Origin of the sequence: Mesorhizobium sp. M0048, from assembly GCF_040323405.1 — a bacterium.
GTDB lineage: Bacteria > Pseudomonadota > Alphaproteobacteria > Rhizobiales > Rhizobiaceae > Mesorhizobium.
In genome coordinates this window covers 18,193-40,743 of sequence record NZ_JAMYUV010000014.1, presented here as the reverse complement: position 1 = coordinate 40,743, position 22,551 = coordinate 18,193, and the positions used below count along the sequence as shown (strand labels likewise).

Sequence of the window (22,551 nt, the reverse complement as noted above, 5' to 3'; positions counted from 1 at the left end):
CGCACTGCCGGACGCATGGTCAAGTGCGACTCTCCGCATAGGTCGAATTGTGTTTTGTGCGAGTTCATGCACAAATGGGCGATGCTGCAACGCCCCGCCGGTGCCTTGTCTTCGACGCCCGAGCAACTCGCCAGGCGGGCGCGCCGAGCCTGGCTGCTGTTTGCGGCCGTCGCGCTTTTGATCGTCACGGCAGCGCTCTACGGCGCCGGCCTTTACGGCCGTACCGCCGAGATCGGGACCCTGGCGGCGCAGGGGCGTACCGACGCCAATCTGAAGGTCGCGCTGCTGCGCGCCGTGCTCGAAAGCCCGCGCGCCCTGCCCCTGCTGTTGTCCGCGGACCAGCAAGTGCGTGATGCGCTGACGCAGAAAAACGCCGCGGCAATAGATGTGCTGAACCGCAAGCTCGAGGGGCTGGTCTCCGGCACCAAGGCGTCGGTGCTCTATGTGATCGGCGCCGACGGACTGGCGATCGCCTCCAGCAACTGGCGCGAGCCGATCAGCTTCGTCGGCAACGACTACCGTTTTCGCGATTATTTCTCCGGCGCGATGCAGGCCGGAACCGCCGAATATTTTGCGCTCGGCAATGTCAGCAAGCGTCCCGGCCTCTACATTTCGCGGCGCGTCGGCGATGCCGCCGCACCGCTCGGCGTCGTCGTCGTCAAGATGGAGTTCGACCAGCTCGAAGCCGACTGGCGCGAGGCCAACCGCCCGGCCTATGTCAGCGACGAGAACGGCGTCGTGCTGATCACCAGCGTGCCGTCCTGGCGCTTCATGACAACCGCGCCGCTGGCCGCACCCAAGCAAGCCGCAATTCGCGACAGCCAACAGTTCGGCGACGCGCCGCTTGTGCCGTTGCCGATCATGCACGCGCAGGCGCTCAGCCCGGATGTGTCGATCGTCCACGCGGTGACGCCCGGCGGCAGCGACGCGCAGTATCTCAGCCTTTCGACGCCGGTTCCTTCGACCCCCTGGCGGCTCGAATATCTGATCCCGGCTGAAGCGCCGATCGCCGCCGCCGTCCGCGAAATGCGGCTTCTGGCACTGGGTGTCGTCGTGCCGCTGCTCGGCCTGGCCGCGTATCTGTTGTGGCGCCGGCAGTCGGCGCAGATGCGGATTGCCGCCGAACAGGCGGCGCGCACCGAACTCGAACGCCGCGTTGTCGAACGCACCGAGGATCTGAGCCGAGCCCGCGACCGGTTGCAGGCCGAGATCACCGGCCACCGCAACACGGAGGCAAAGCTCCAGGTGGTGCAGCAGGACCTGGTCCAGGCCAACCGCCTCGCCATCCTCGGCCAGGTCGCCGCCGGCGTCGCCCACGAGATCAACCAGCCGGTCGCCACCATCCGTGCCTATGCCGACAACGCCCGCACCTTCCTCGACCGCAAGCAGACCGGGCCGGCTGAGGAAAATCTCGGCGCCATTGCAGCCCTTACCGAACGCATCGGCTCAATCACCGAGGAGTTGAAGGCATTTGCCCGCAAGGGCCGCACCGCCGCCGAGCCCGTCGAATTGCGCGGCGTCATCGAAGGCGCCGTCATGCTGTTGAGAAGCCGCTTTGCCGGCCGGCTCGACGCATTGGTCGTCGACCTGCCGCTGCCGAGCCTCAAGGTCATGGGCAATCGGGTGCGGCTCGAACAGGTGCTGATCAATCTCTTCCAGAACGCGCTGGAGGCGCTCGACGGCCGCGACGACGCTCATGTGCAGGTCTCGGTCGAAGAGACCGCGGACGGCGTGACGATCAGCGTATCCGACAACGGGCCCGGCATTCCGCCGGCGATCCTCAAATCGCTGTTCACGCCGTTCAACACCTCCAAGGAAAAAGGCCTTGGCCTCGGCCTCGTCATCTCCAAGGACATCGTCGCCGACTATGGCGGACGCATCGAGGTTTCGAGCGGCGACAGCGGCACCCGCTTCACCATTCATCTCCAGAAAGCAGCGTAAGCCATCATGACGAACGACAATTCCGCACCGGTGGTCCTGATCGATGACGATCGCGATCTCCTCAAGGCCACCGCGCAGACGCTGGAGCTTGCCGGCTTCTCGGTCTCGGCCTTTGCGGTGGCGGCCGAGGCGCTGGCCACGCTCGACGCCGGTTTTGCCGGCGTCGTGGTGTCGGATATCCGCATGCCTCAGATCGACGGCTTGCAGCTTTTCAATCGCATCCTGCGGCTGGATGCCGACATTCCCGTCATCCTCGTCACCGGCCATGGCGACATCGCCATGGCCGTCAAGGCGATCAAGGACGGCGCCTACGACTTCATCACCAAGCCCTTCGCCGCCGACCGGCTGGTGCAGAGCGTGCGCCGCGCAGCGGAAAAGCGCCGCCTGGTAATGGAGAACCGGGCCTTGCGCGAGGCGGCCGGAGAGGCGCAGGACAGCCTGCCGCTGATCGGCCAGACGCCGGCGATGGACAGGCTGCGCCGTACGCTGCGCCAGATCGCCGATACCGACGTCGACGTGCTGGTGACCGGCGAGACCGGCTCCGGCAAGGAGGTGGTGGCAAGTCTTCTGCATCGCTGGAGCCGCCGCGCCAAGGGCAATTTCGTCGCGCTGAATTTCGGCACGCTGCCGGAGACCGTCATCGAGAGCGAGTTGTTCGGCCATGAGGCCGGCGCCTTCACCGGCGCGCAGAAGAAACGGATCGGCCGCATCGAGCACGCCAGCGGCGGCACGCTGTTCCTCGACGAGATCGAAAGCATGCCGGTCTCGACACAGGTGCAGATGCTGCGCGTGCTGGAGATGCGCGAGGTCACGCCGCTCGGCACCAACGAGGTGCGGCCGGTGGATCTGCGCGTCGTCGCCGCCGCCAAGGTCGACCTCGGCGATCCGCGCCAGCGCGGCGCTTTCCGCGAGGATCTCTATTACCGGCTCAACGTGGTGACGATCTCGATCCCGCCGCTGCGCGAGCGCCGCGACGATGTCGCCCTGCTGTTTTTCTATTTTGCGGAGCGCGCCGCCGCCCGCTTCCACCGCCCTGTGCCGGCAGTTCCAGCGACGGTGCATCGCCATCTGAGCGACCATGACTGGCCGGGAAATGTGCGCGAGCTGGCGCATTTCGCCGAGCGGTTCGTGCTTGGATTGGAGGAAGGCGCCGAGACGCAACCCCCTGCCCCGACCCAATCGAACGCCGCCATGAAGCTGCCGGAGCGGCTGGAGCGCTACGAGGCCGACATCATCCGCGAGACGCTTGGCCGCAACGACGGCGATGTCAGGCGCACGATCGAAGCGCTGGGGATTCCGCGCAAGACTTTCTACGACAAGCTCCAGCGCCACGGCATCGTGCGCAGCGATTTTTCCCGGTAATCGCCGGCGGCCTGGACCGGCGGCTCGGTTACTTGGCGTCGTGGAAGATGATGCCCACAGTGTGGCGCATGCCGGAGCGTAGCCGGCTGACGCCATGCCTGAGGTTGACGCGGTAATTGCCCTTGCTGCCCTGGACCGGACGATTGTGGACCGCGAAGGCGACCGCATCGCCCTGGCGCAGCGGCACCACCTCGACGCGGCTCTGCATGCGCGGACGCTGCTCGGTCAGCACGAACTCGCCGCCGGTGAAATCCTTGCCTGGTTCCGACAATAGGATCGCCACCTGCAGCGGGAAGGCAAGATCGCCGTAGAGATCCTGGTGCAGGCAGTTGAAGTCGCCGGGGACATATTGCAGCAGGAGCGGCGTCGGCCGCGTCTGGCCCTGCTCGTGGCATTGCTCGAGGAACGCCGCGTGTTCGTCGGGATAGCGCTGCGCGATACCCATGCGCGCGTTCCAGTCGTTGGCAACCGCGGCCAGGCGCGGATAGAGCGCGGTGCGCAAGCCGCCGATCAAGTCGGGCAAGGGATAGCGGAAATAGCGGTACTCGCCCTTGCCGAAACCATGCCGCGCCATGTGCACATGGCTGCGGAAATGGCTCTCGTCCGGATAGAGCCCGGCGATATGCCGGCACTCCTGCGGCGTCAGCAGCTTTTCCATCACCGCGCAGCCATAGCCGCTCAGCTCATCGGCCAGCGTCCGCCAATCATATCCGGCAACGCGCACCTCCGCCGATTTCACCGCCGCTTTCGCGCCTATCGAATGGATGGTCATGGCTTCGCCTCCTGTGGCTTCTCTGTCAATTGAAATGGGTGAAGCGGCCCGCGCAGACCACCCGTTTCTTGCCGGGTGAGCCTTGCGGGACGGGACGTCATTCAATTTCCGATTTCGTGGTCATGGGCTAAACTTGTTCCACTCAACGGGACCACCACCTCATGATCGTCCAGACCTGCATCAATGGCGCGCGCAGCGCCGATTTCCACCCCCGACTGCCGCTTGATCCCGAAGCCATTGCGCGAGACGGCACGGCCTGCGTGGCCGCAGGTGCGGCCGAGTTGCATGTCCATGCACGCGGGCTCGATGGCCGCGAAAGCCTTGCCCCTGACGCAATGGACCCGACCGTGCTGGCGCTGCGCCGCGCCTGCCCGGGAACGCTGATCGGCGTCTCCACCGGCGCCTGGATCGAGAGCGACGACGAGCGCACGCTTGCCGCGATCGCCCGCTGGAGCGAGCTGCCCGACTATGCCTCGGTCAATCTCAGCGAGAATGCAGCACCGGCAGTCATGGGCCGTCTGCGCCAGCGCGGCATTGGCATCGAGGCGGGGCTTGCCTCCGTAGCCGACGCCGAACGCCTGGTGAGCCTCGACCATGGCAACCGCGTGCTGCGCATCCTGATCGAAATCTCCGAGCAGGAGCCGGACGCTGCGCTTGAGATCAGCGACGATATCGCCGCCGTGCTCGACGGCGCCGGAATGCGCCGGGCAATCCTGCTGCACGGCGCCGACGCCACGGTCTGGCCTTTCGTGCACCGGGCGGCGGAACGCCGTTGGTCGACGCGCGTCGGACTGGAAGACGGCAAGGAGCTTCCTGATGGAACAGTAGCACCCGGTAACGCTGCGCTGACAGCGGCAGCCGTCGCTATCTTCGAGACCAGTCGTTAGCACGGGGAAAGCGTCGATGGCCGCCGATCCCCCTCTTCAGGGGGGAGATAGCAAGTTTTGGCAAATAGGCAGGTCTAAGTCGGCGAACTCAAGCGTGGCAGCACGCTAATGTCAGTAAAATCTATCTAAAACTTTACATATTAATTAAACCAGCAATTAATCAGCACATCAACGACCCCGTATGTTAGTGCTCTCCCGCACCGGGGACCATTTTTATGAAAATCATTCCGCAGAATGATCACGCCGCGCCGCGCCGGATTCAACAGTATACATCGATACAGATCCTGCGGGGGCTGGCAGCCCTCATGGTTGTTACCTATCATCTTCCGGGCGCACTGGGCATGCTCGACCTGCGTATTCCCGTTCTGAACAGTGGCGTCGACTTGTTTTTCGTCATCAGTGGTTTTGTCATGGTTCTCTCGACGGAGAACAGACGCTCAGACCACCGTGCTTTTTTGATGCAGCGGTTCACGCGCGTCGTTCCGTTCTATTGGGTTATGACCTTCCTCATGGTCGCCGCACTTTGGTTGTTTGCCGATCGTGCAGTGTCTCTTGAGCAGATCACCAATAGCCTGCTTTTCATACCCTATCTCGATACGGTCACAGGCTATGTCCAACCGGTGCTGGGCGTGGGTTGGACGCTCAATCTGGAAATCCTGTTTTACATTCTGTTCGCGGCGACTATGCGTGTCGGCACGCTGACGCAAATGGCCATGGTCGGCGTTGTCTTTGCAATCGCCGTAGCGGCGCGCATCGTCTTCAAACCCGCCGCCGACACTGTGCTGTTTTTCTATACCACGCCAATCCTGTTTGAGTTCCTTGCCGGCATGGCGCTCGGCCACCTGGTCGGCAGACTGGCGCGTTTGCCTACCGTCCTGGGTGTCTCGGCGCTCGTGTTCGCCATCGTGTCCATGCTGGTGATGGTACTTGGCTTCAACTTGCCGCGAACCCTTGCTCAGGGAATCCCGGCCTTGATCCTTGTCGCCGGTTGCATCAGCCTGGAAAACTACTTCCGGCTTTTTGCTCCTCGCCTGCTGGCAAGGTTGGGCGATGCCTCCTACTCTCTCTATCTGACGCATCCTATCGTGCTGCTTGCGACCGCTCCTGTCGTTGCAAGCGTCAGCGTATCACCATGGCTTGCTGGCATGGTTATTGTCACCGCCTGCATTGCCGTCTCCCTGGCCAGCTACAGTTTTGTTGAAAAGCCGATTTTGGCCATTTCGCGGATGAGCCTTTCCGCCCGTCACGTGAAGGCATGAACTGCGGCTGCGCTCCGCGGAACCACGCTGTCTCGCCAACCTTAGACCGGCGGCGCTGAACCTTCAAAAGATCCGGAAACAAAAACCCGCCTCGGGAGGATGGGTCGTTGGAGCCAAATTGGCACCATATCCAAATTAATAGCATAGCTGCCGGCACAAAGCAAGAACAAAATGTGGCGTCCTCGACGAAACTGCCGACAGGCATAGGGGCACCGCGCACGACATGCCTCTTGCCATTGTTAAAAATCTCTCATAACGTATTTTCATATCCGAAAGAAAATCCGACCGTTTATTTCCCTTTATGAAAGCCTGAGCGTTTGCGCGAACATCTCGATCAGACCGACCGGCGACTGGTCAAGCTGCTGTCGCAGGACGCGCAGCTTGGCGTCAACCGCCTCGCCGAGAAGATGGCGATCTCGGTGCCGACGGTGCGCATGCGGCTGCGCAACCTGCTCGACCGCAACCTGCTCAAGATCGTCGGGCTGCTCAACCTCACCGAACGCCCCGAGCTGATCTCGGCGATCGTCGGCATCAATGCGCAGGGACGCGGCCGCGCCCGGGAACTGGCGCAGCGCATCTCCGAACTGCCTTTCGTGAACTCGGCAGCCGTCGTCACCGGACGCTTCGACATCATCGTCGACGTGACTGTGGCCGGTGATGTCGCCGATCTCTACCGCGTCACCAGCGAGCTGATCCCCGGCGCCGGTGAGCCGGGCGAAGTCGTGCGCAGCGAGACCTTCGTCGTCATGGCCTCCTGCAACAAATGGGTCAGCCTGCCGGAAGGCTGCTGGTCGGACGAGCCGCGGAAGGAAATGGCATGAAGATCGCGGTTCTCGGCGGCCTCGGCCTGCAAGGCCGGGCGGCGATCGCCGATCTCGTTGCCAGTGACGGCGTCGAGCAAGTGGTCTGTGTCGACACCGCAACCGACGGCGCTGCGCGGCTTGGCGGCCTGACCGACCTTGCCCGGGTGCGTTTCGTCGTGCCGGAGGACGCGATCGGCCCAGCATTGGCCGATGTGATGAAGGACGTCGACGCGGTCATCGACCTGTTGCCGCAACCGCTGATGCGCGAGGCGGTGCAGGCGGCGATCGCGACGCGCACGCCGCTGGTCACCACCAATTACGGCAAGGCCATCGCCGATCTCGCGCCGGAGGCCGAAAAGGCCGGCGTCTCGATCGTCACCGAATGCGGGCTCGACCCCGGCATCGACCTTGTGCTCTACGCGCGCGCCGCAAGCCAGTTCGACACCATCACCGCGATCGATTCCTACTGCGGCGGCATTCCCGAGCCGAAAGCGGTGGTCGAGCCGCTGCGCTACAAGGTGAGCTGGAATTTCGACATGGTTCTGGTCAGCCAGAACCGCGACAGTGTGCTGGTCGAGAATGGCGAACGGGTCGATGTGCCGGCCGCCCGCCAGCACGACAATCGCTTCATCCACGAGATCGAGGTGGCGGGGCTGGGCAGGCTGGAAGCCTTCCCCAATGGCGACGCGCCGCATTATGCCGGCATGCTTGCCGCCGCAAAGGGGCTGCAGCGCTCCGGCCGATATTCGCTGCGCTGGCTTGGCTGGTCGGCGTTCTGGGCGCCGCTGAAGCAGCTCGGCTTCCTGTCCGAGGAAAAGGTATCCGGCACCGGTGTCAGCCCACGCGAATTCCTCGGCCGGCTGCTTGGCCCGCAACTGCAATATGGCGCGGACGAAAAGGACCTTTGCGTCATGCGCAACGTGTTTGTCGGCAGCGAAGGCGGCCGCCGCAAGACGGTGACCTCGGAGCTGGTCATCGAACGCGACCTCGCCTCCGGCCTGTTCGGCATGAGCCTTGGCGTCGGCTATCCCGCCAGCATCGTGGCGCAGATGCTGGCACGGCGCGAGATCGCCACGCCCGGCCTGCTCAACCCACTGCTGCATGTGCCCGATGGCCGCTTCCTCGACGAGCTGGCCAGGCGCGGCATCAAGGTCGCCGAAACGGTGAGCTGGGATTGAAGATTTTCGAACGGTGGCTGCCGCCGGCAACGGCGCTGCCGCTCAAAAAGCACCCGATGGGGTGAAACAACAAGTGGAACAACAAACGACAACAAGGAGGAATGCCCAAATGAAGATTGCCAAGCTTTTCATCGCCGGACTTGCGCTCGTCGGCCTCACCGCTGCCGCCAGTGCCGGAACCCTCGACGAGATTACCAAGCGCGGTGAGTTGCGCGTTGCGGTGCAGACGCAAGGCCCGCCCTTTTCGCTGGTGGGTGCTGCCGGCGAACGCACCGGCAGTTCGGTCGAACTCGCCGAACTGATGGCCAAGGAAATGGGCGTCAAGATCACCTTCCTCGACTTCGACTGGGACGGCCTGATCCCGGCGCTGCTGTCGGGCAAGGCCGATCTTCTGGTCGCCGACATGACGCCGACGCTGGCGCGCGGCATGAAGGTCGCCTTTACCAAGCCTTACATGTACACGGGCAGCACCGTCTTCACCAAGGCTGGGACCGCCTTCAAGTCCACCGAGGACTGCAAGGCCAAAGGCACCAAGATCGCGGTGCTGCTCGGCGCCACCGGCGAGAAGGAAGCCAAGGCCGCCTTCCCCGATGCCGACATCAAGAGCTACAAGGGCGGCGGCCCGCTGCTGCTCGACGCCGTCAATAACGGCCAGGCCGATTGCGGCGTCAACGACGTCTCGGCGGTCAAGGGGCAGTCGACCGCTTACCCAGCCGGCAGCTTCACCATCATGCCGGATATGCTGTCGAAGGAGCCGCTGGCCTTCGCCACGCGCTATGACGAGCAGGACCTGCTGGTCTGGATGAACCTGTTCCTCGACCAGGTCAGCCTCGACGGCCGCCTGCAAAAGAACCTCGATTACTGGGTGAATTCCGACGCCTGGAAGAAAGACCACTAACGGATAGGGAGTAGGGAGTAGGGAGTAGGAAGTAGGAAGTAGGGATGGCCATTCCGGACACCTTCACTACTCACTACTCACTACTCACTACTCACTACTCACTACTCACTACTCACTACTCACTACTGCCTACTCACTACTGCCCACTCACCATGCTCGAAAACTTCAGCTTCCGCACCATCGTCCAATATCTGCCCCTGTTCGGGCAGGGCCTCGTCACGACCGTGTGGCTGTCTGTCCTGTCCTTTGCCGGCGCGCTCGCCGTCGGCATCGTGCTCGCCGCGATGAATTTGCAGCGCGGCCGGCTGTTCCGCGTCCCGGCCAAGGCCTATATCGACGCGGTGCGCGCCACGCCCTTACTGGCGCAGCTCTATTTCCTCTATTTCGGCCTGCCGCGGCTCGGCTTTATCCTGCCCGAGTTCGTCGTCGGCATCCTCGCTTTGTCGCTGAACAGCGGCGCCTATGTCGCCGAGATCATCCGTGCCGGCATCCTGTCGATCCCGCGCGGCCAGGTCGAGGCCGGCGTCGCTTCGGGCATGACCTATGTCCAGCGCATGCGTCTCGTCATCCTGCCGCAGGCGTTCAAGGTGACGATCCCGCCGCTGCTCGGCCAGGCGATCGTGCTGGTCAAGGATTCCGCCCTGTTGTCGCTGATCTCGGTTGCCGAGCTGACGCGCGCCGGACAATTGCTCGCCTCCGACCGCTTCATGCCGGCGGAAGGTTTCATCACCATCGCCGCCTTCTACCTCCTGCTCTATTACGGGCTGAAGGGACTGGCGGCGCTCTCCGGGCGCTGGCTCGGCCTCGCGGGGGCACGGATATGATCTGGCAGCAGCTGCAAAGCGTCGCCGGCAGCTATCCCCTGGCGCTGCGCGGCCTCGGCATGACCGTGGTGCTGTCGCTGATCAGCCTGGTGCTGGGCACGCTGCTCGGCTTCGGCCTCGGCATCCTGCGCACCGGCGGCAACCGGCTGATCAGCGGCGCGATCGGTGCCTGGGTCGACCTGATCCGTGGCACGCCGTTCCTGGTGCAGATCTTCCTGATCTTCTTCATCCTGCCGGAACTCGGCATCGAGCTCGACGCCTTCACCGCCGGCATCATTGCGCTGACCAACCTGGCCGCCTGCTTCATCTGCGAGATCGTCGTCGCCGGCATCCGCTCGGTGCCGACCGGCCAGGTCGAGGCAGCACTTGCGTCCGGCCTGTCGCGCTGGCAGCGCATGCGCCAGGTGGTGCTGCCGCAGGCGATGCGCATCGTGCTGCCGCCGCTGGTCGGGCAATATGTGCTGCTGATCAAGGATTCCTCCGTCGTTTCGGCCATCGGGCTCACCGACCTCACCCGCGTCGGCTGGCTGGTGGTGCAGCGTGTACCCAACGGCCTGCTGGTCTTCTTCCTCGTCGGGCTCGGTTACTTCATCGTCTGCTACCCCCTGATCATGCTGGCCCGCCGGCTGGAGCAACGCATGGGCGCGGCGCATGGCGAGGTGCAGTTGTGATGTCGAACCTTAAAAAAAATGGCACTGGCATGATCGAATTTCGCGGCGTCAACAAATGGTTCGGCACGCTCAACGTGCTCAGGGATATCACGCTGAGCGTCGAGCCGCGCGAAGTGGTCGTCGTCTGCGGCCCGAGCGGCTCGGGCAAGAGCACCCTGATCCGCTGCATCAACGGGCTGGAGACGATCCGCGACGGCGACCTGACGGTCGACGGCCAGCGCCTCGGCGACGCGGCCACCAACATGACGCGGCTGCGCACCGAGATCGGCTTCGTCTTCCAGTCGTTCAACCTCTATCCGCACAAGACGGCGCTCGAGAACGTCACCCTGGCGCCGATCCATGTCCGCAAGATCCCGCGCGCCGAGGCCGAAATGGCCGGGCGCGAATTGCTCGCCAAGGTCGGTCTTGCCGACAAGATCGACGCCTATCCGGCGCAGCTCTCAGGCGGCCAGCAGCAGCGCGTGGCGATCGCCCGCTGCCTCGGCATGCGCCCCAAGATCATGCTGTTCGACGAGCCGACCTCGGCCCTCGATCCCGAGATGATCTCGGAAGTGCTCGACGTCATGGTCGCGGTGGCCGAGGAAGGCATGACCATGATGGTGGTGACGCACGAGATGGGCTTTGCCCGCAAGGTCGCGCAGCGGGTGGTGTTCATGGACGCCGGCGCCATCGTCGAGAGCGGCACGCCGGACGAGTTCTTCTCGCATCCGAAGACCGACCGCAGCCGCGCTTTTCTGAGCAAGATCCTGCGGCATTAGGGGGGCATCAGGAGAAAGCGGACCTCAGACGATGCCGTGCTTTCTCAACAGCGCCTGCTCGTCGTCCGATATCCAGCCGAAAACCTTCGGCTCGCCGTCCAACTTCTGCACGAGGTAGTGGACGTCAAAATCTATCGCCACCTTCGATTGATCCTTGCGGGCATAGGTTGCTGTCCAGGCGACATGAGCCACGCAATGATGTTCGTCTATCGGCGAGAGCCGGACATTGCGTATCCGCATTTCCTTCGTCCCTATCGCGCGATAGTGCGCATGGCCTTGCGCCATGACCTGCTTGAATTGCTTATCGTTCTTTCCAGTCATGACCCCGGCGGGCGAAGCCGCTATGAAGTCCGAAGCATACAGCGATGCGACCTCATCCATGTCCATGTCGCCGCCGAGGGACTGGTTGAAAAAGCGCTCATATCGCTCGAATAGCTTCCTTACGCTGGTCTCCATAGTTTCATCTCCCAGGTGCGGCTATGTTGGGTGGGACCAGGAAACGCTCCGCCGATCTCCGACATCCGCGATTGCCCCTCAGCCAATCATGACTTCGTCCCAGGGCGGAGCAAGATCCTGCGGCATTGAGGCTTAGATTCAGTCAGTTGGTTGCCACCGATGGCCCAGATGGGTGGTTGGACTTATCCGGAGGTGCGGATCTATCGGCAAAGATTTGACGTCCTATTGGAGAGACCGATCGTGCGCTCAATTGCCTTTATCTGACTCAACACTGCGGTTGGCCGACGCGAGGAAGCGTGCAGATAACAAGTGAATGGATCTCGTCGCAATAGACCATGTTGTAATAAGAAAAAATAGCGTTGCGACAAAGGCAACTAGGGAAAGGCTGACGACGCCAAGAACAGCAAATGGGTCACTTTCCACGGTCGCGATGAAATTGTCAGACGGCCGAAAAGCCCCGGCAATGGCTGATCGGAGCTCAGGATTGTAATGGAAGAAGGCGAGAATCGCAGCGAAGAGACATAAAACTAGAATAGCCGCTAAAACCGATTCTGCGCTTTCAAAGGACGTGCGTTCTTTAAATTTATGGGAAGATTGGATCATCTAAATACCTATGCAAAGAAGAATTTAGCGATCTGGTTTGCTCATTTATCCATCGGTTTTCTAGCGATTCGATAGAGTCGCGATGCCTTGTCCGCACATTATGAGCAGCGTCGAGGCATATGCAAGCGATGCAGCCAGATGCTTCCGCTGCTTGTGCCGTTGAACAGCATCGGTCGACCGCCCCGCCCTACGGCGAGGAACCCAAGCCTATTGCGCGTCCGCGTGAGTGCTCAATTCTGCCCTCTTCTCATCCGACACCACGGCGAGGTCGAGCACCTTCTGCAATTCAGCAGCATGGCGGAAAGACGGTTCGGCCTGGATGCCGTTGCGGGCTGCATCGACAAAGCGCTGGTAGTTGGTCGCCACCGTTCCGGCGTCCAGAACCTGCCATTTGGCGTTCTCGATGTCCTCGCCGATGCAGGCTTTCAGCTCCGAGCTGGTCAGATTGTGCACGACTTCGATGCCACCCTTGTCGCCGTAGATGCGCAGGCGGAGTTCGTTCAAATGGCCCGTCGCCCAGCGGCTGGCATGAACGACACCGAAAGCGCCATTGCTGAAATCCAGCGCCATGGTGAAACTGTCATTGGCGTCGAGCTCGTATTCGCCGATGCGGTTTTCGGGCGCCTTGTCGAAGGATCTCAGGCGGCAGAACACATGGTCGATGTCGAGCGCCGCGCCATAGCTGGCGAAATCGAGGATGTGGATACCGACGTCGCCCAGCACGCCGTTGGAGCCATGGCCGCGCGACAGCCGCCACAGCCATTTCGAATCGGTGCGCCAGTCGCCCCAGAATTTGGACACCAGCCAGCTCTGCAGATAGGACGCCTCGACATGCCTGACCGTGCCGATGTCGCCGGCCAGCACCATGGCGCGCGCTCTCTGCAGCGGCGCGACATTGCGATAGGTCAGGTTGACCATGTTGATGATGCCGGCCCGCTCGGCGGCAGCGGCCATCTCACTGGCTTTCTCGAAGTTTTCGGCCAGCGGTTTCTCGCACAGCACCGGCTTGCCCGCCGCGATCAGCATCATGGTGGTCGGATGGTGGATGCGATCAGGCGTCACGTTCGCCACCGCATCGAACTTGCCCCATGCCAGCGCCTCGTCCAGCGACGCGAACCGGTTGGGGATACCGTAGATGTCCGAAAACTTGTCGACGCGCGTGCGGTCGAGATCGACGGCGCCGATCAGTTCGACGCCCTCGATCTTGCCGAACTGCCTGGCGTGCTCCTCCGCCATCCAACCGGTGCCGAGTATCAAGAGGCGCATGATTCTTATCCTTAGGACAGGGCTTTATCTTCTTGTTCGATCATGGATTTGGTCTAGCGAAAGCCGGCTTCGCCCGCGGAATGAAGTTTTCCGCCGCGCTCGACGATCGGCTCGAGCGCCTTTTCCACCGGCACGTTCGGCGCATCGAGGATGGCCGGATTGGAGCCTTGGGGGTTGTGCGCCCATCTCACCGCATTGCGCAGCACCTTGTGGACGTTGGCGTCGTGATAGGTCGGATAGGTCTCGTGGCCGGGCCTGAAATAGAAGATGTTACCGGCGCCGCGGCGATAGGTCAGCCCCGACCGGAACACTTCGCCGCCCTGGAACCAGGAGATGAACACGGTCTCGAGCGGCTCCGGCACGGCGAACTGCTCGCCATACATCTCCTCGTTCTCGAGCTCGAAATACTCGCCGATCCCGGCAGCAATAGGGTGGTTGGGGCTGGTCACCCAAAGCCGTTCGCGCTCGCCCGCCTCGCGCCATTTCAGCGTGCAGGGCGTGCCCATCAGCTTCTTGAAGATTTTCGAGAAATGGCCGGAATGGAGAACGATCAGCCCCATGCCTTCCCAGACGCGGCGCGCCACGCGCTCGACCACTTCGTCGGCGACGGCGCCATGGTCCTTGTGCCCCCACCACAGCAAGACATCGGTCTCGGCCAGACGGTCGGCCGGCAGCCCATGCTCCTTCTGCTCCAGCGTCGCCCACGACACCGAAATCTCCGGGTCGAGCTTCAGCGCATTGGCGATCGTCGCGTGCATGCCCTCAGGATAGATGCCGGCGACCACCTCATTGGTCCGCTCATGGATATTCTCGCCCCAGACGACAGCGCGTATTGTCATGATGTCCTCGTGATTGTTTGAAGCTGCAGCCGCCCCGGCCGGTCATTCATAGTGTCATCGGACGGGATTGAAAACCTTCGAGATTGGCCAAACCTCCCCAGCTTCGTCATCCTAGGGCGGAGCAGGCGCGAAGCGACGTCGCGAAGACCCTGGGATCCATGCCGTGACCTCTCCGCGGTGCAACGGGCGGGACTTTTTGATGCGGGAAGGACAGGAGGTGAAAGGGATCGCTACAGAACGGCTTTCAATCTGCGTCGTTGCATTCTTCGGCTGACGTAACGGCATGGATCCCAGGGTCTGCGCTCCGCTTCGCGTTCGCTCCGCCCTGGGATGACGAAGCCATGAAGGACTGCCGCGAACGACCTAAGCCCCTCGCCCCTCTTGGGCGACGCGTGTCAGCGGCTTCGACAGGCGCGGCACGACGACAAGGCGCTTGATCTTGCCTTTCTTGTAGGCGGCGAGGAAGCGGGCATAGTCCTTGAAGACGACGCAGCCATTGGATTCGGCGCGCCCGCCGCGCAGCATGTAGGTGTGGGCGAGCAGGCCGTCGCGGCCATATTTGTTGCTGCCGCTGGCCGGCGTCAGACGGATCGCCTCGACACCGTGGAAGCGCGATTCGCGCATCGTCAGATTGTAGGTGTCGGGCGGCGTCGGACCGACATTCTTCTTGTGAACGTAGCGCGGCTGGTCGACCATCGCGCCCAGTCCCGAATGTGCCTCCAGCCGTGAGCCGTCGGGCATATAGACGGTCTTGGCCGAGATGTCGTAGACGGCGACGCCGCTGCCCATGTTGGGCGTGGTGAACAGGTTCCTGAAGGCTCCGCCGAGTCCGCCGGAAGGCATGTCGGGCTTGGCATAGGCCAGCATGTCGCCGCCCTGCGTCTTCGACCGTTTGCCCGACACGGCCGGCACTGCCGCTTGTGACGAATTGCGAGGCGACAGGCTGCCGGGTAGCGTCTCGACCGGCGGAGCGTCGGCCGTCTGGACCTTGCTCGCCCTGGATGCCTGGGCCCTGGATTTCTGGGGCGGCTCCGTTTTTGCTACCTGGGCCTTTGATGCCTGGGCCTTTGATGCCTGATCCTTTGGCGCCCGGTCTTTCGAGGCTTGAGCCTGGGGCGCCGGCTCATCGATGTCCGCCTGCGGACGCAGGGTCGGCAGCGGAACGCTGTCGGGCATGTCGTCCTGCGGCGGCAGCGAGGCCAGTTGGACCTCAGGCTCTTGCGGCCCTTGCGAAGCTGCCGGCTCGCTTGCCACGACGGCTGCCGGAAGCACGTCGATCATCTGCTCGGGCAATGTATTCGCCAGCGCCAGCGCCAGGCGCGACGAACGTTCAATCTCCGCCACCGCCGGCCCGAAGCGCACGGATGCCGGGCCGTTCGGGTCGGGTATGCGTACCGGCTCGGCGAACCGGGCGGCGGCCGGCAGGCTTGCGAGCATGACGGGTGAGCCGGCACGGGCAAAGGCGGCGGCAAGCTTTTGCGGCGACAGCCCTGCTTTGGCCACCACGTCGTCGAAGCTCGATCGCCGCGATGCATCGGCGACAAGCGGCACCGTATTGCGCTTGAGACGCGCCGATTTTCCCTGGTGAACGAAGTTCGAAGCTGACAGCAGGCAGTTGGCATCGCACCCGTGCTGCAGCAGCTTGGCCGACAGCGCCGCGTTTGCTGCGGCCCATGTCGGGGCCTGCGCCTTTGCAAGGCTGCGGCGAGGATCGGCGAGCGCGATGGTGCGCGGCGCGAGCAGGCTTTGCGGGAGACCGTTGGAGGCCGCGGTGAGCGAGGTTCCCATCGAATAAAGGCCGGCCAAGGTCGCCACCGACCATAAAGCAATGGCTGCGCCGACGGCCGGAACCGCGACCCAGCGCAGGCCGGGCCTCATCGAAGTCAATCCAGTTGCAGGACTGTCACCCCGGGTTTTCGCACTTACAAACGCCATTCAACCACTCTCAATCGGCCGATGCCGGCTAGCGGATTTCGCAGCCGTGACATTCACAGTTCGCCTGGTGCCCCCAGCACGCTTCGCGTCTGTTGCCGATTGATTCAAAAGATGGACAAAGTTGGTTAACCAATCCCTCTACCGACCGCCGATTGGGCGACGGTCACACCAAAAAACGCCCTCCAAAACCTGCATAGTTGGCAAAACTGCCGTCCAATGATGACTTTGCTGCCCGTTTTTGTCGGCCGAGTCAAGAAAGCGAAATGACTAGACCTTGCTGGGCGGAGTCGGCCATGGCTGCGAAAGTGAAGCCGGGCCGACCAGAATCTTGCGGCCGGCAGCCACCGTCATCGAGCCCCGGCGATCGATCAGACCGGTGATTATCGACCCGGCACTTGTCGACCTGCCACTCGGGCGAATGAACGGTTACCGTCTGAGATTTCGGGACAGCGGCAAGATGTTTGCCGCGCAGCAGCTGAATGTCGCCAAGTGCCGGAGCGGGATATCCAGCACCTAGACCACTGCCATCACTATGTGAGCCTGAATTTTGGCAGCAACCTTGCCGCTGCCATGCCTGTCTGCAATGGCGGCTGCGGCATAGTCGGTTGCAGCGTCCAGCTTCCCCGCCTCTCTGGCCTCGATTTCGTTGCGAAGGAGAGTGCCCTGGCAATAAGCAACGGCCGGAAGGCGCGGCGAGGAGGCCCGGCTTTGTTCGGCCCTCGTCTCGATCACCACACCGGAAAAACCTGCGTCCTCCAGCTCGCTACGGATCAGTGCCGTATCGTGGTAGCCATGCGGCGTGCGTGCCAGAAAGCGCGGCGGATCGTTCGGAAAAATCCTCGCCAGAGCATTCGTCACATCGTTCGCAAATACATTCTCTTCGATGCGATCCCATACGCTGAATAGAAAATGTCCTCCGGGCTTTAGGACTCGCCGGGCTTCGCGGTAGGCAGATGAGCGGTTGGGAAAGAACATCGCACCGAACTGACAACAAACGAGATCGAAGGCCGCATTTTCGAACGGTAGCGCCAGAGCATCAGCCTGACGCCATTTGATGCGATCGTCGGGAGCTTGCCGCGAAGCGGCGTAGTCGAGCATCGGCTGGTTGAGGTCGGTTACGACATAGCTTGCATCGGCGGACAGTGTTGGCGCCAATGCGCGGGTGACAACCCCGGTACCTGCAGCGGTTTCCAGAACGGCGCTTGGCGACAAGGACGCTGCTCGTCGTGCAAGATCTGCGGCGAACGGCTCGAAAATCAACGGCACCATGTAGCGGTCGTAGTTTTCCGGAATTGAGCCAGCGAACACCTTGTCCGTTTCCAACATTGCTATCCCCCGTCGCCCGTTTGATGGCTCGCCAGCATAGCATGGAATTGTTTGCTATTCGGTCGCATTCGACCGAGGGGCGGTCTCGCTCCCGGAAGCTCCGAAACGTCGTGCTGCAATTACCTGCATATGTGCTAATGTATTGTGGTCATGCGCATTGGTGCGTGGCCAATATAATGGGAGGATGCCATGAAAACCCTAAATCGCAGGTCTGCAATTGCGCTCGGCGTGACGGCGGCAGCGGTAACGCCTTTGTTCACGCTGGCGGCTGCTGCAAAGGTCAAGAAATACGGCCCGAAGGAAGGCAAGGAGATAGCCCCCGGCGTCAGGGTGGTCGAGGTCGGCACCGGCAATTCCGACATCCCCGCCTACAAGAGCATCTCAATTGTCGATGTGGTCTTCCAGCCGGGAGCAGCCGCCCCTGCAATGGTGATGGACAACGACATGGTGTGCACCATTGCCGCCGGTGAATTCACGATCAAGAAAGCCGACAAGGAATTCAAGCTCAAGGAAGGTGACGTATATACCTGCTCCAAGGGCAAGACCGACGCGGCAGCCAACACCAGCAAGGTGGTCGGCATCCACCGCATCGCCGTCTTGATACCTGCCTAGCGCATGCCGACGAAAACCGGCCCGCGTCCTTTTCGGAGCGCGGGCCTTTTGATGACGTGCGTGGCCTAGAGCGGTTCATCGTTTCACCGCTTCGACCCGGTCGACTTCGTCCAAGTGTGGTGAGGCTCATGCTGTTCATGGTTTTTCCGCCCGATTTTTACGTATGAGCGGTTCTCCCTCCGACCGCTTTGAAAGGGTGCGATTATATTAGAGATCGCGCAAGTTTCTGGCTGACTGCTGGCCGGTATAGGGGCCCGCATTGGCGGATTGGCAATCCGGCAGCGCGCTGGGCGTTTGGGCTTCACGAACCGGCTCGGTGCTCCTCCCGCGCTGCCTCCCAGACCTCGCGCGCCGCGTCTGCGTTCAGCGCCGCAATTCCGAGGCCGACGATCAAATCCGGCCATGCCGAGCGCCATAGGAAGGCAGTTATCAACCCGGCCAGTATGATCGCGATGTTGGCGACGGCGTCGTTGCGGGCCGAAAGGAATGCCGCCCTGGTAAGACTGCCGCTGTGACGGCGGTAGCGCGCCAGCATGTAGGCGCACGACAGGTTGACCGCCAAGGCGCCCAACCCCGCCAGCGTCAGCGCTGCCGGCTGCGGCGGCACCGGCATGTTGAACTTTTCCCACGCGGTCCACAGCGTCGCCAGGCCGGGCACCAGAAGGATAAGCGCCAGCGCCATGCCGACCCGCGAGCGGGCACGCAGCGACCAGCCCATGGCGAGCAGTATCAGGAGATTGACCGAGGCATCTTCCAGAAAATCGACGCTGTCGGCGAACAGCGACACCGAGCCGATCGCCAGCGCCACGGCGAATTCGATGCCGAAGTAACCGAGGTTCAGCAGCGCGACGACAAGCACCACCCGGCGAAGGCCGTCCGACGTAATGGCTTGCTGCATAGTCTGCCCCGATGTGATGGCGTTAATGTTATTGCTGGGCGTCCCGTTCCTCGACCGTCTCGATCTCGCAGGCTTTGAGGCCAGCCTAGGCCGAACATGGCACGTCTGTCACCAAAACACCTGCGAGCCAAAACAGGATGGTCACCCTGTTTTGGGCGTGCCCTCATGCGCGCCGCTCGTCAGGCAAAGCCGGGAACCGGCTTGGTCTTGCCGCTCAGTTGCGCGCCCAATGTCAGCGCCTGCGGGAAATTCCGGACGATCGCCGCCATCGCGGTGGCGCTGCCGGGGCGAAGGGCAATTCCGGCAATAGCAGCGGCAGCGTAGACCCGGGTCGAAAACAGTCTTTTCCAGGCCGCCTCGTAGCGTCTGGCGGCGGCCTCGCGCCCCGCTTGGCCACTTGGCGCGGATGCGAGTTCGCTAGCCAGCAGCCAGCCGGACTGAAGCGCCATCGAGATGCCCTCGGCGATAGCGGGATGAGACTCTCCGGCTGCATTGCCGACCCGGAAGATGTCCTGTTCGTAGCAGGAGCGAATTCCCGGCCGGATCGGACCCGCGGCAAGCCACGGGCCGTCGAGGTGCGCCGGTTCCAGGGCGTCTCGCACGCCCCGGCATGAATTCATGAGATGGCGCGAGACCACATCGGCGGCTGACACATGGCTCCGGTGTTCGGGGTCATGTTGTTTACGCAGCCGCGCGAGCACATCGCGGCGAATGCAGCACGAGATCGACAACCGTCCATGATCCGCCGAGACCATGCCGCCATAGCCGCCGGGAAAAGCCAGCAGAGGCATCAAATCCGGTGCGAGCGACGACCCGGTGAAATGCGCCTTGAAGCCGAGCAAGTCCGACGGCCGATTGGTCTTTGCGAGCTGGCTGGGTAATGGTCCCGGCTCCCAGGAGCCGTGTGCGGCGACAATCACCGGCGCACGCAACATCACCGCTTCATCCCCGGCCTGAACTCGTACACGTTGCATCTCACCATCCCGGTCGATGGCGACGGCGCGGCAGGGCTGGAAGATTTCGACGCCCGCCGATCGCGCCGCCTGTAGAAGCAGAGAGTCGAGAATGTCCCGGCCGAGCGCCCGGCCGAAGCCGTGTTTCGCACGAGACCCAGCTCCTGCACCAGGCATTGCAGCCTCGACGGAGGTCTCACCGGAAAACAAACCGACGCGGCGGATTTCGGGGCCGGCATTGGCACGCCAGGCATCGCCGATCTCCAGCTGGTCGAGAAGCGCAAGATTGCTTGCCGAGATGTATTCGCCGCAGACCTTGCGGCGCGGAAATGCGGTCTTCTCCACAATGGCCGCGGCCCATCCGCGCCGGGCCAGCGTGAGCGCGACAGATGTGCCCGCCGGGCCGGCGCCTATGATGATCGCATCATGGGTCGACAATCGCGTCATGGCTCGTTACTGGCGCTGGCGCCGACGAAGATATGGGAAAACAGGCCAGCGCGCCGTTCCTCGACCGGTTTGCCGTTGGCCGCAAGCCAGAGGCCGGAAAGCTCGCTGCCGCGAAAGCCGGCACGCACGCTCTGAGCCGCGTCGTTTCGTGTGACGTCGTTGGCGCCGATTGCCGGGAGAAGACGGGTCGCGGCCAGCGCCAGTTTCGCCCGCAGCGGCTCTGTCGCGATGAGCAACGGGGCTTTCGGCCTGATCAGCGAAAACAGACGCACGAGCTTCGCATCGTCGAGATGATGCAGAAACAGATTGACGGTCATGGCATCGAACCGCACGCCCTCGATCTTTCCTGCCCAGTCGAAGACATCGGCGGTGACGCCTTCGGCCTTCCATCCCAGCCTGTCGAAATCACCGCGCAGTTGCGCCGTGACAAGGTCGACGCGGTCGAGCATTACCAGTTCGACCCCGGGCCAATGCCTGGCCATGCGCCGCGCCACCGCCAGCATGAAGGAGCCATCGCCGGCGCCGATCTCCAGGATGCGGCGTGGCGGTTTTGGCACGAACCTCCTGAGCAACGACGTCATGATCGGCGCCTGAAACATCAGCATATTGATGCGACGAAGGTCGCGGCGCGCGACAAGCGCTCGCGGATCGTCGGCAGCAAGTCCGTCGAGGATTTCCGGCGCAAGCTGCCGACGCTCCAGGCCGCTCATGACACCGTTCGAAAGAGCATGGTTTCCGCCGTCAATCCTGGTCCGAACGACATGCCGCAGCCGAGCAGGCCGGGTGGCGCCTTCAACATCTCCTTCATCACGAACATGACGGTCGCGGACGACATGTTCCCATACCGGCGCAACACCTCGCGCGATGGGTCCAGCGCGGTGGACACCAGTTTCAGGGCCCTTTCGACGGCGTCGAGAACCGAACGTCCACCCGGGTGCACGGCCCAAAGGTCGATGTCTTCCGCCGATCGACCGCCGAGGATGGCGGCCTGGTTGCTCCGCAACGCTTCATGAATGGCTGCCGGAACCTGGCCGGAAAGAACCATTTCGAAGCCGTGGTCGCGAATGTTCCAGCGCATCAGCTCCCGCCGCTCCCTCGCCACCAGACAGTGAAAGCTATCGAGCTCGATGCCGGCCGGCTCGGCGGTCACGAGCGCGGCCGCGCAGCCGTCACCCCAAAGGCAGAACGACAGCAGTTTTTCGAGTTCAGTGGTTTCGCGCAGATGCATCGTGCAGAGCTCGATATTGACCAGCAGGACCTTGGCCTGTGGGTCGGAGCGGACGATGTGGTGGGCCAGCTTGAGGCCGTTGATTGCCGCGTAGCAACCCATGAACCCGATCATCGTGCGTTCGACACTATCCGGCAGCCCACACCGGGCAACCAGTTCGAGATCGATGCCCGGCGCCGAAAAACCGGTGCAGGTGGTGACGATCAAATGGGTGATGCGGGAGGCGTCGTCGCCAAGCTGCAATCCGTCGATGCCCTTTTGCGCCAGAACAGGTGCTGCATCGTCGAACATTGCCATTCTCATCGCCGTTCCGGGAAACGCACCGCGGATGAACGTCCCCGCTAGGTCGGCGGACGGTCCCTCGGGGTCGGACGCCGGCGCAAAGCAGGAATAGCGGTGCTCGATGCCGGCAAGATCGGCCATGCGTTCGAAGATCCTCCGGCGATCGGCCGCGAGCATCGAGGCCGCAAAACGCAGGTAGAATTGATGAACCTCGTGCTCCGGCACCGCTGTCGCGATCCGGTTGATATAGGCTTTGACGGACATATTCTGTCTCCTCGGCGTATGCACGGTGTGCCGCCGGAGGGTCTTTGGTTATTGACACCGATGTCGAACACCGGATTGAGCTGTTCGAT

The 22,551-nt window shown here is 62.8% G+C and carries 22 protein-coding genes; 11 read left to right on the top strand and 11 right to left on the bottom strand.

Annotation, left to right across the window (positions count from 1 at the left end):
• Positions 1-81: 81 nt before the first annotated feature.
• The gene (locus NKJ84_RS15285) at positions 82-1,941 is read left to right on the top strand and encodes a sensor histidine kinase (RefSeq protein WP_352507124.1); all 1,860 of its coding nucleotides are present in this window, start codon (positions 82-84) and stop codon (positions 1,939-1,941) included.
• 6 nt (positions 1,942-1,947) lie between these two features.
• A complete protein-coding gene (locus tag NKJ84_RS15280) occupies positions 1,948-3,303 on the top strand; it encodes a sigma-54-dependent transcriptional regulator (RefSeq protein WP_352507123.1) in 1,356 nt (451 codons plus the stop codon).
• Between the two features lie 28 nt (positions 3,304-3,331).
• Here the strand turns inward: NKJ84_RS15280 and NKJ84_RS15275 are convergent, their stop codons facing one another.
• Positions 3,332-4,075 (bottom strand): 2OG-Fe(II) oxygenase, encoded by a 744-nt coding sequence (locus NKJ84_RS15275; protein WP_352507122.1) that lies wholly within the window; start codon positions 4,073-4,075, stop codon positions 3,332-3,334.
• 161 nt (positions 4,076-4,236) lie between these two features.
• On the opposite strand from NKJ84_RS15275, the gene NKJ84_RS15270 reads away from it, so the two are divergent.
• The 8 genes from NKJ84_RS15270 (at position 4,237) to NKJ84_RS15235 (ending at position 11,353) form a co-directional block, all read left to right on the top strand.
• Positions 4,237-4,962: a 3-keto-5-aminohexanoate cleavage protein gene (locus NKJ84_RS15270; protein ID WP_352507121.1), complete on the top strand. Its 726-nt coding sequence runs from the start codon at positions 4,237-4,239 to the stop codon at positions 4,960-4,962.
• Between the two features lie 215 nt (positions 4,963-5,177).
• A complete protein-coding gene (locus NKJ84_RS15265; RefSeq protein WP_352507120.1) occupies positions 5,178-6,221 on the top strand; it encodes an acyltransferase family protein in 1,044 nt (347 codons plus the stop codon).
• 317 nt (positions 6,222-6,538) lie between these two features.
• On the top strand, positions 6,539-7,042 hold the full coding sequence (locus NKJ84_RS15260; protein WP_352507119.1) for an Lrp/AsnC family transcriptional regulator: 504 nt from the start codon (positions 6,539-6,541) through the stop codon (positions 7,040-7,042).
• A complete protein-coding gene (locus tag NKJ84_RS15255) occupies positions 7,039-8,202 on the top strand; it encodes a saccharopine dehydrogenase family protein (protein WP_352507118.1) in 1,164 nt (387 codons plus the stop codon). Before NKJ84_RS15260 ends, NKJ84_RS15255 begins: the two co-directional genes overlap by 4 nt.
• 109 nt (positions 8,203-8,311) lie before the next feature.
• Positions 8,312-9,100, top strand: coding sequence for an ABC transporter substrate-binding protein (locus NKJ84_RS15250; protein ID WP_352507117.1), 789 nt, complete (start codon positions 8,312-8,314; stop codon positions 9,098-9,100).
• A 152-nt stretch (positions 9,101-9,252) separates the two neighbouring features.
• Positions 9,253-9,924: an amino acid ABC transporter permease gene (locus tag NKJ84_RS15245; RefSeq protein WP_352507176.1), complete on the top strand. Its 672-nt coding sequence runs from the start codon at positions 9,253-9,255 to the stop codon at positions 9,922-9,924.
• The gene (locus NKJ84_RS15240; protein ID WP_352455417.1) at positions 9,921-10,595 is read left to right on the top strand and encodes an amino acid ABC transporter permease; all 675 of its coding nucleotides are present in this window, start codon (positions 9,921-9,923) and stop codon (positions 10,593-10,595) included. The genes NKJ84_RS15245 and NKJ84_RS15240 overlap by 4 nt, the downstream gene beginning before the upstream one ends.
• Positions 10,596-10,624: 29 nt before the next feature.
• A complete protein-coding gene (locus tag NKJ84_RS15235; RefSeq protein ID WP_352507116.1) occupies positions 10,625-11,353 on the top strand; it encodes an amino acid ABC transporter ATP-binding protein in 729 nt (242 codons plus the stop codon).
• Positions 11,354-11,377: 24 nt separating this feature from the next.
• On the opposite strand, the gene NKJ84_RS15230 is transcribed toward NKJ84_RS15235, so the two are convergent.
• The 6 genes from NKJ84_RS15230 to NKJ84_RS15205 form a co-directional block, all read right to left on the bottom strand.
• Positions 11,378-11,809 carry a DUF6841 family protein gene (locus tag NKJ84_RS15230; protein WP_352507115.1) on the bottom strand — a complete coding sequence of 144 codons (432 nt, stop codon included), beginning with the start codon at positions 11,807-11,809 and terminating at the stop codon, positions 11,378-11,380.
• Between the two features lie 246 nt (positions 11,810-12,055).
• Positions 12,056-12,412, bottom strand: coding sequence for a hypothetical protein (locus tag NKJ84_RS15225; protein ID WP_352507114.1), 357 nt, complete (start codon positions 12,410-12,412; stop codon positions 12,056-12,058).
• Between the two features lie 207 nt (positions 12,413-12,619).
• On the bottom strand, positions 12,620-13,678 hold the full coding sequence (locus tag NKJ84_RS15220; protein WP_352507113.1) for a Gfo/Idh/MocA family protein: 1,059 nt from the start codon (positions 13,676-13,678) through the stop codon (positions 12,620-12,622).
• A gap of 53 nt (positions 13,679-13,731) precedes the next feature.
• Positions 13,732-14,517 (bottom strand): ThuA domain-containing protein, encoded by a 786-nt coding sequence (locus NKJ84_RS15215; protein ID WP_352489914.1) that lies wholly within the window; start codon positions 14,515-14,517, stop codon positions 13,732-13,734.
• Between the two features lie 363 nt (positions 14,518-14,880).
• On the bottom strand, positions 14,881-15,258 hold the full coding sequence (locus tag NKJ84_RS33240) for a DUF2778 domain-containing protein (RefSeq protein ID WP_502904022.1): 378 nt from the start codon (positions 15,256-15,258) through the stop codon (positions 14,881-14,883).
• A gap of 1,707 nt (positions 15,259-16,965) precedes the next feature.
• A complete protein-coding gene (locus tag NKJ84_RS15205; protein ID WP_352507111.1) occupies positions 16,966-17,778 on the bottom strand; it encodes a class I SAM-dependent methyltransferase in 813 nt (270 codons plus the stop codon).
• Positions 17,779-17,967: 189 nt separating this feature from the next.
• Between NKJ84_RS15205 and NKJ84_RS15200 the strand changes: the two genes are divergently transcribed.
• Positions 17,968-18,390, top strand: a complete 423-nt coding sequence (locus NKJ84_RS15200) for a hypothetical protein (protein WP_352507110.1) — start codon at positions 17,968-17,970, stop codon at positions 18,388-18,390.
• 301 nt (positions 18,391-18,691) lie between these two features.
• Here the strand turns inward: NKJ84_RS15200 and NKJ84_RS15195 are convergent, their stop codons facing one another.
• The 4 genes from NKJ84_RS15195 to NKJ84_RS15180 form a co-directional block, all read right to left on the bottom strand.
• Positions 18,692-19,288, bottom strand: a complete 597-nt coding sequence (locus NKJ84_RS15195; protein WP_352507109.1) for a cation efflux transmembrane domain-containing protein — start codon at positions 19,286-19,288, stop codon at positions 18,692-18,694.
• Between the two features lie 179 nt (positions 19,289-19,467).
• Complete coding sequence (locus tag NKJ84_RS15190; RefSeq protein ID WP_352507108.1) at positions 19,468-20,688, bottom strand: NAD(P)/FAD-dependent oxidoreductase; 1,221 nt, start codon at positions 20,686-20,688, stop codon at positions 19,468-19,470.
• Positions 20,685-21,398 carry a methyltransferase domain-containing protein gene (locus NKJ84_RS15185; RefSeq protein WP_352507107.1) on the bottom strand — a complete coding sequence of 238 codons (714 nt, stop codon included), beginning with the start codon at positions 21,396-21,398 and terminating at the stop codon, positions 20,685-20,687. The genes NKJ84_RS15190 and NKJ84_RS15185 overlap by 4 nt, the downstream gene beginning before the upstream one ends.
• Positions 21,395-22,462, bottom strand: a complete 1,068-nt coding sequence (locus NKJ84_RS15180) for a type III polyketide synthase (RefSeq protein WP_352507106.1) — start codon at positions 22,460-22,462, stop codon at positions 21,395-21,397. Before NKJ84_RS15180 ends, NKJ84_RS15185 begins: the two co-directional genes overlap by 4 nt.
• Positions 22,463-22,551: the final 89 nt, after the last annotated feature.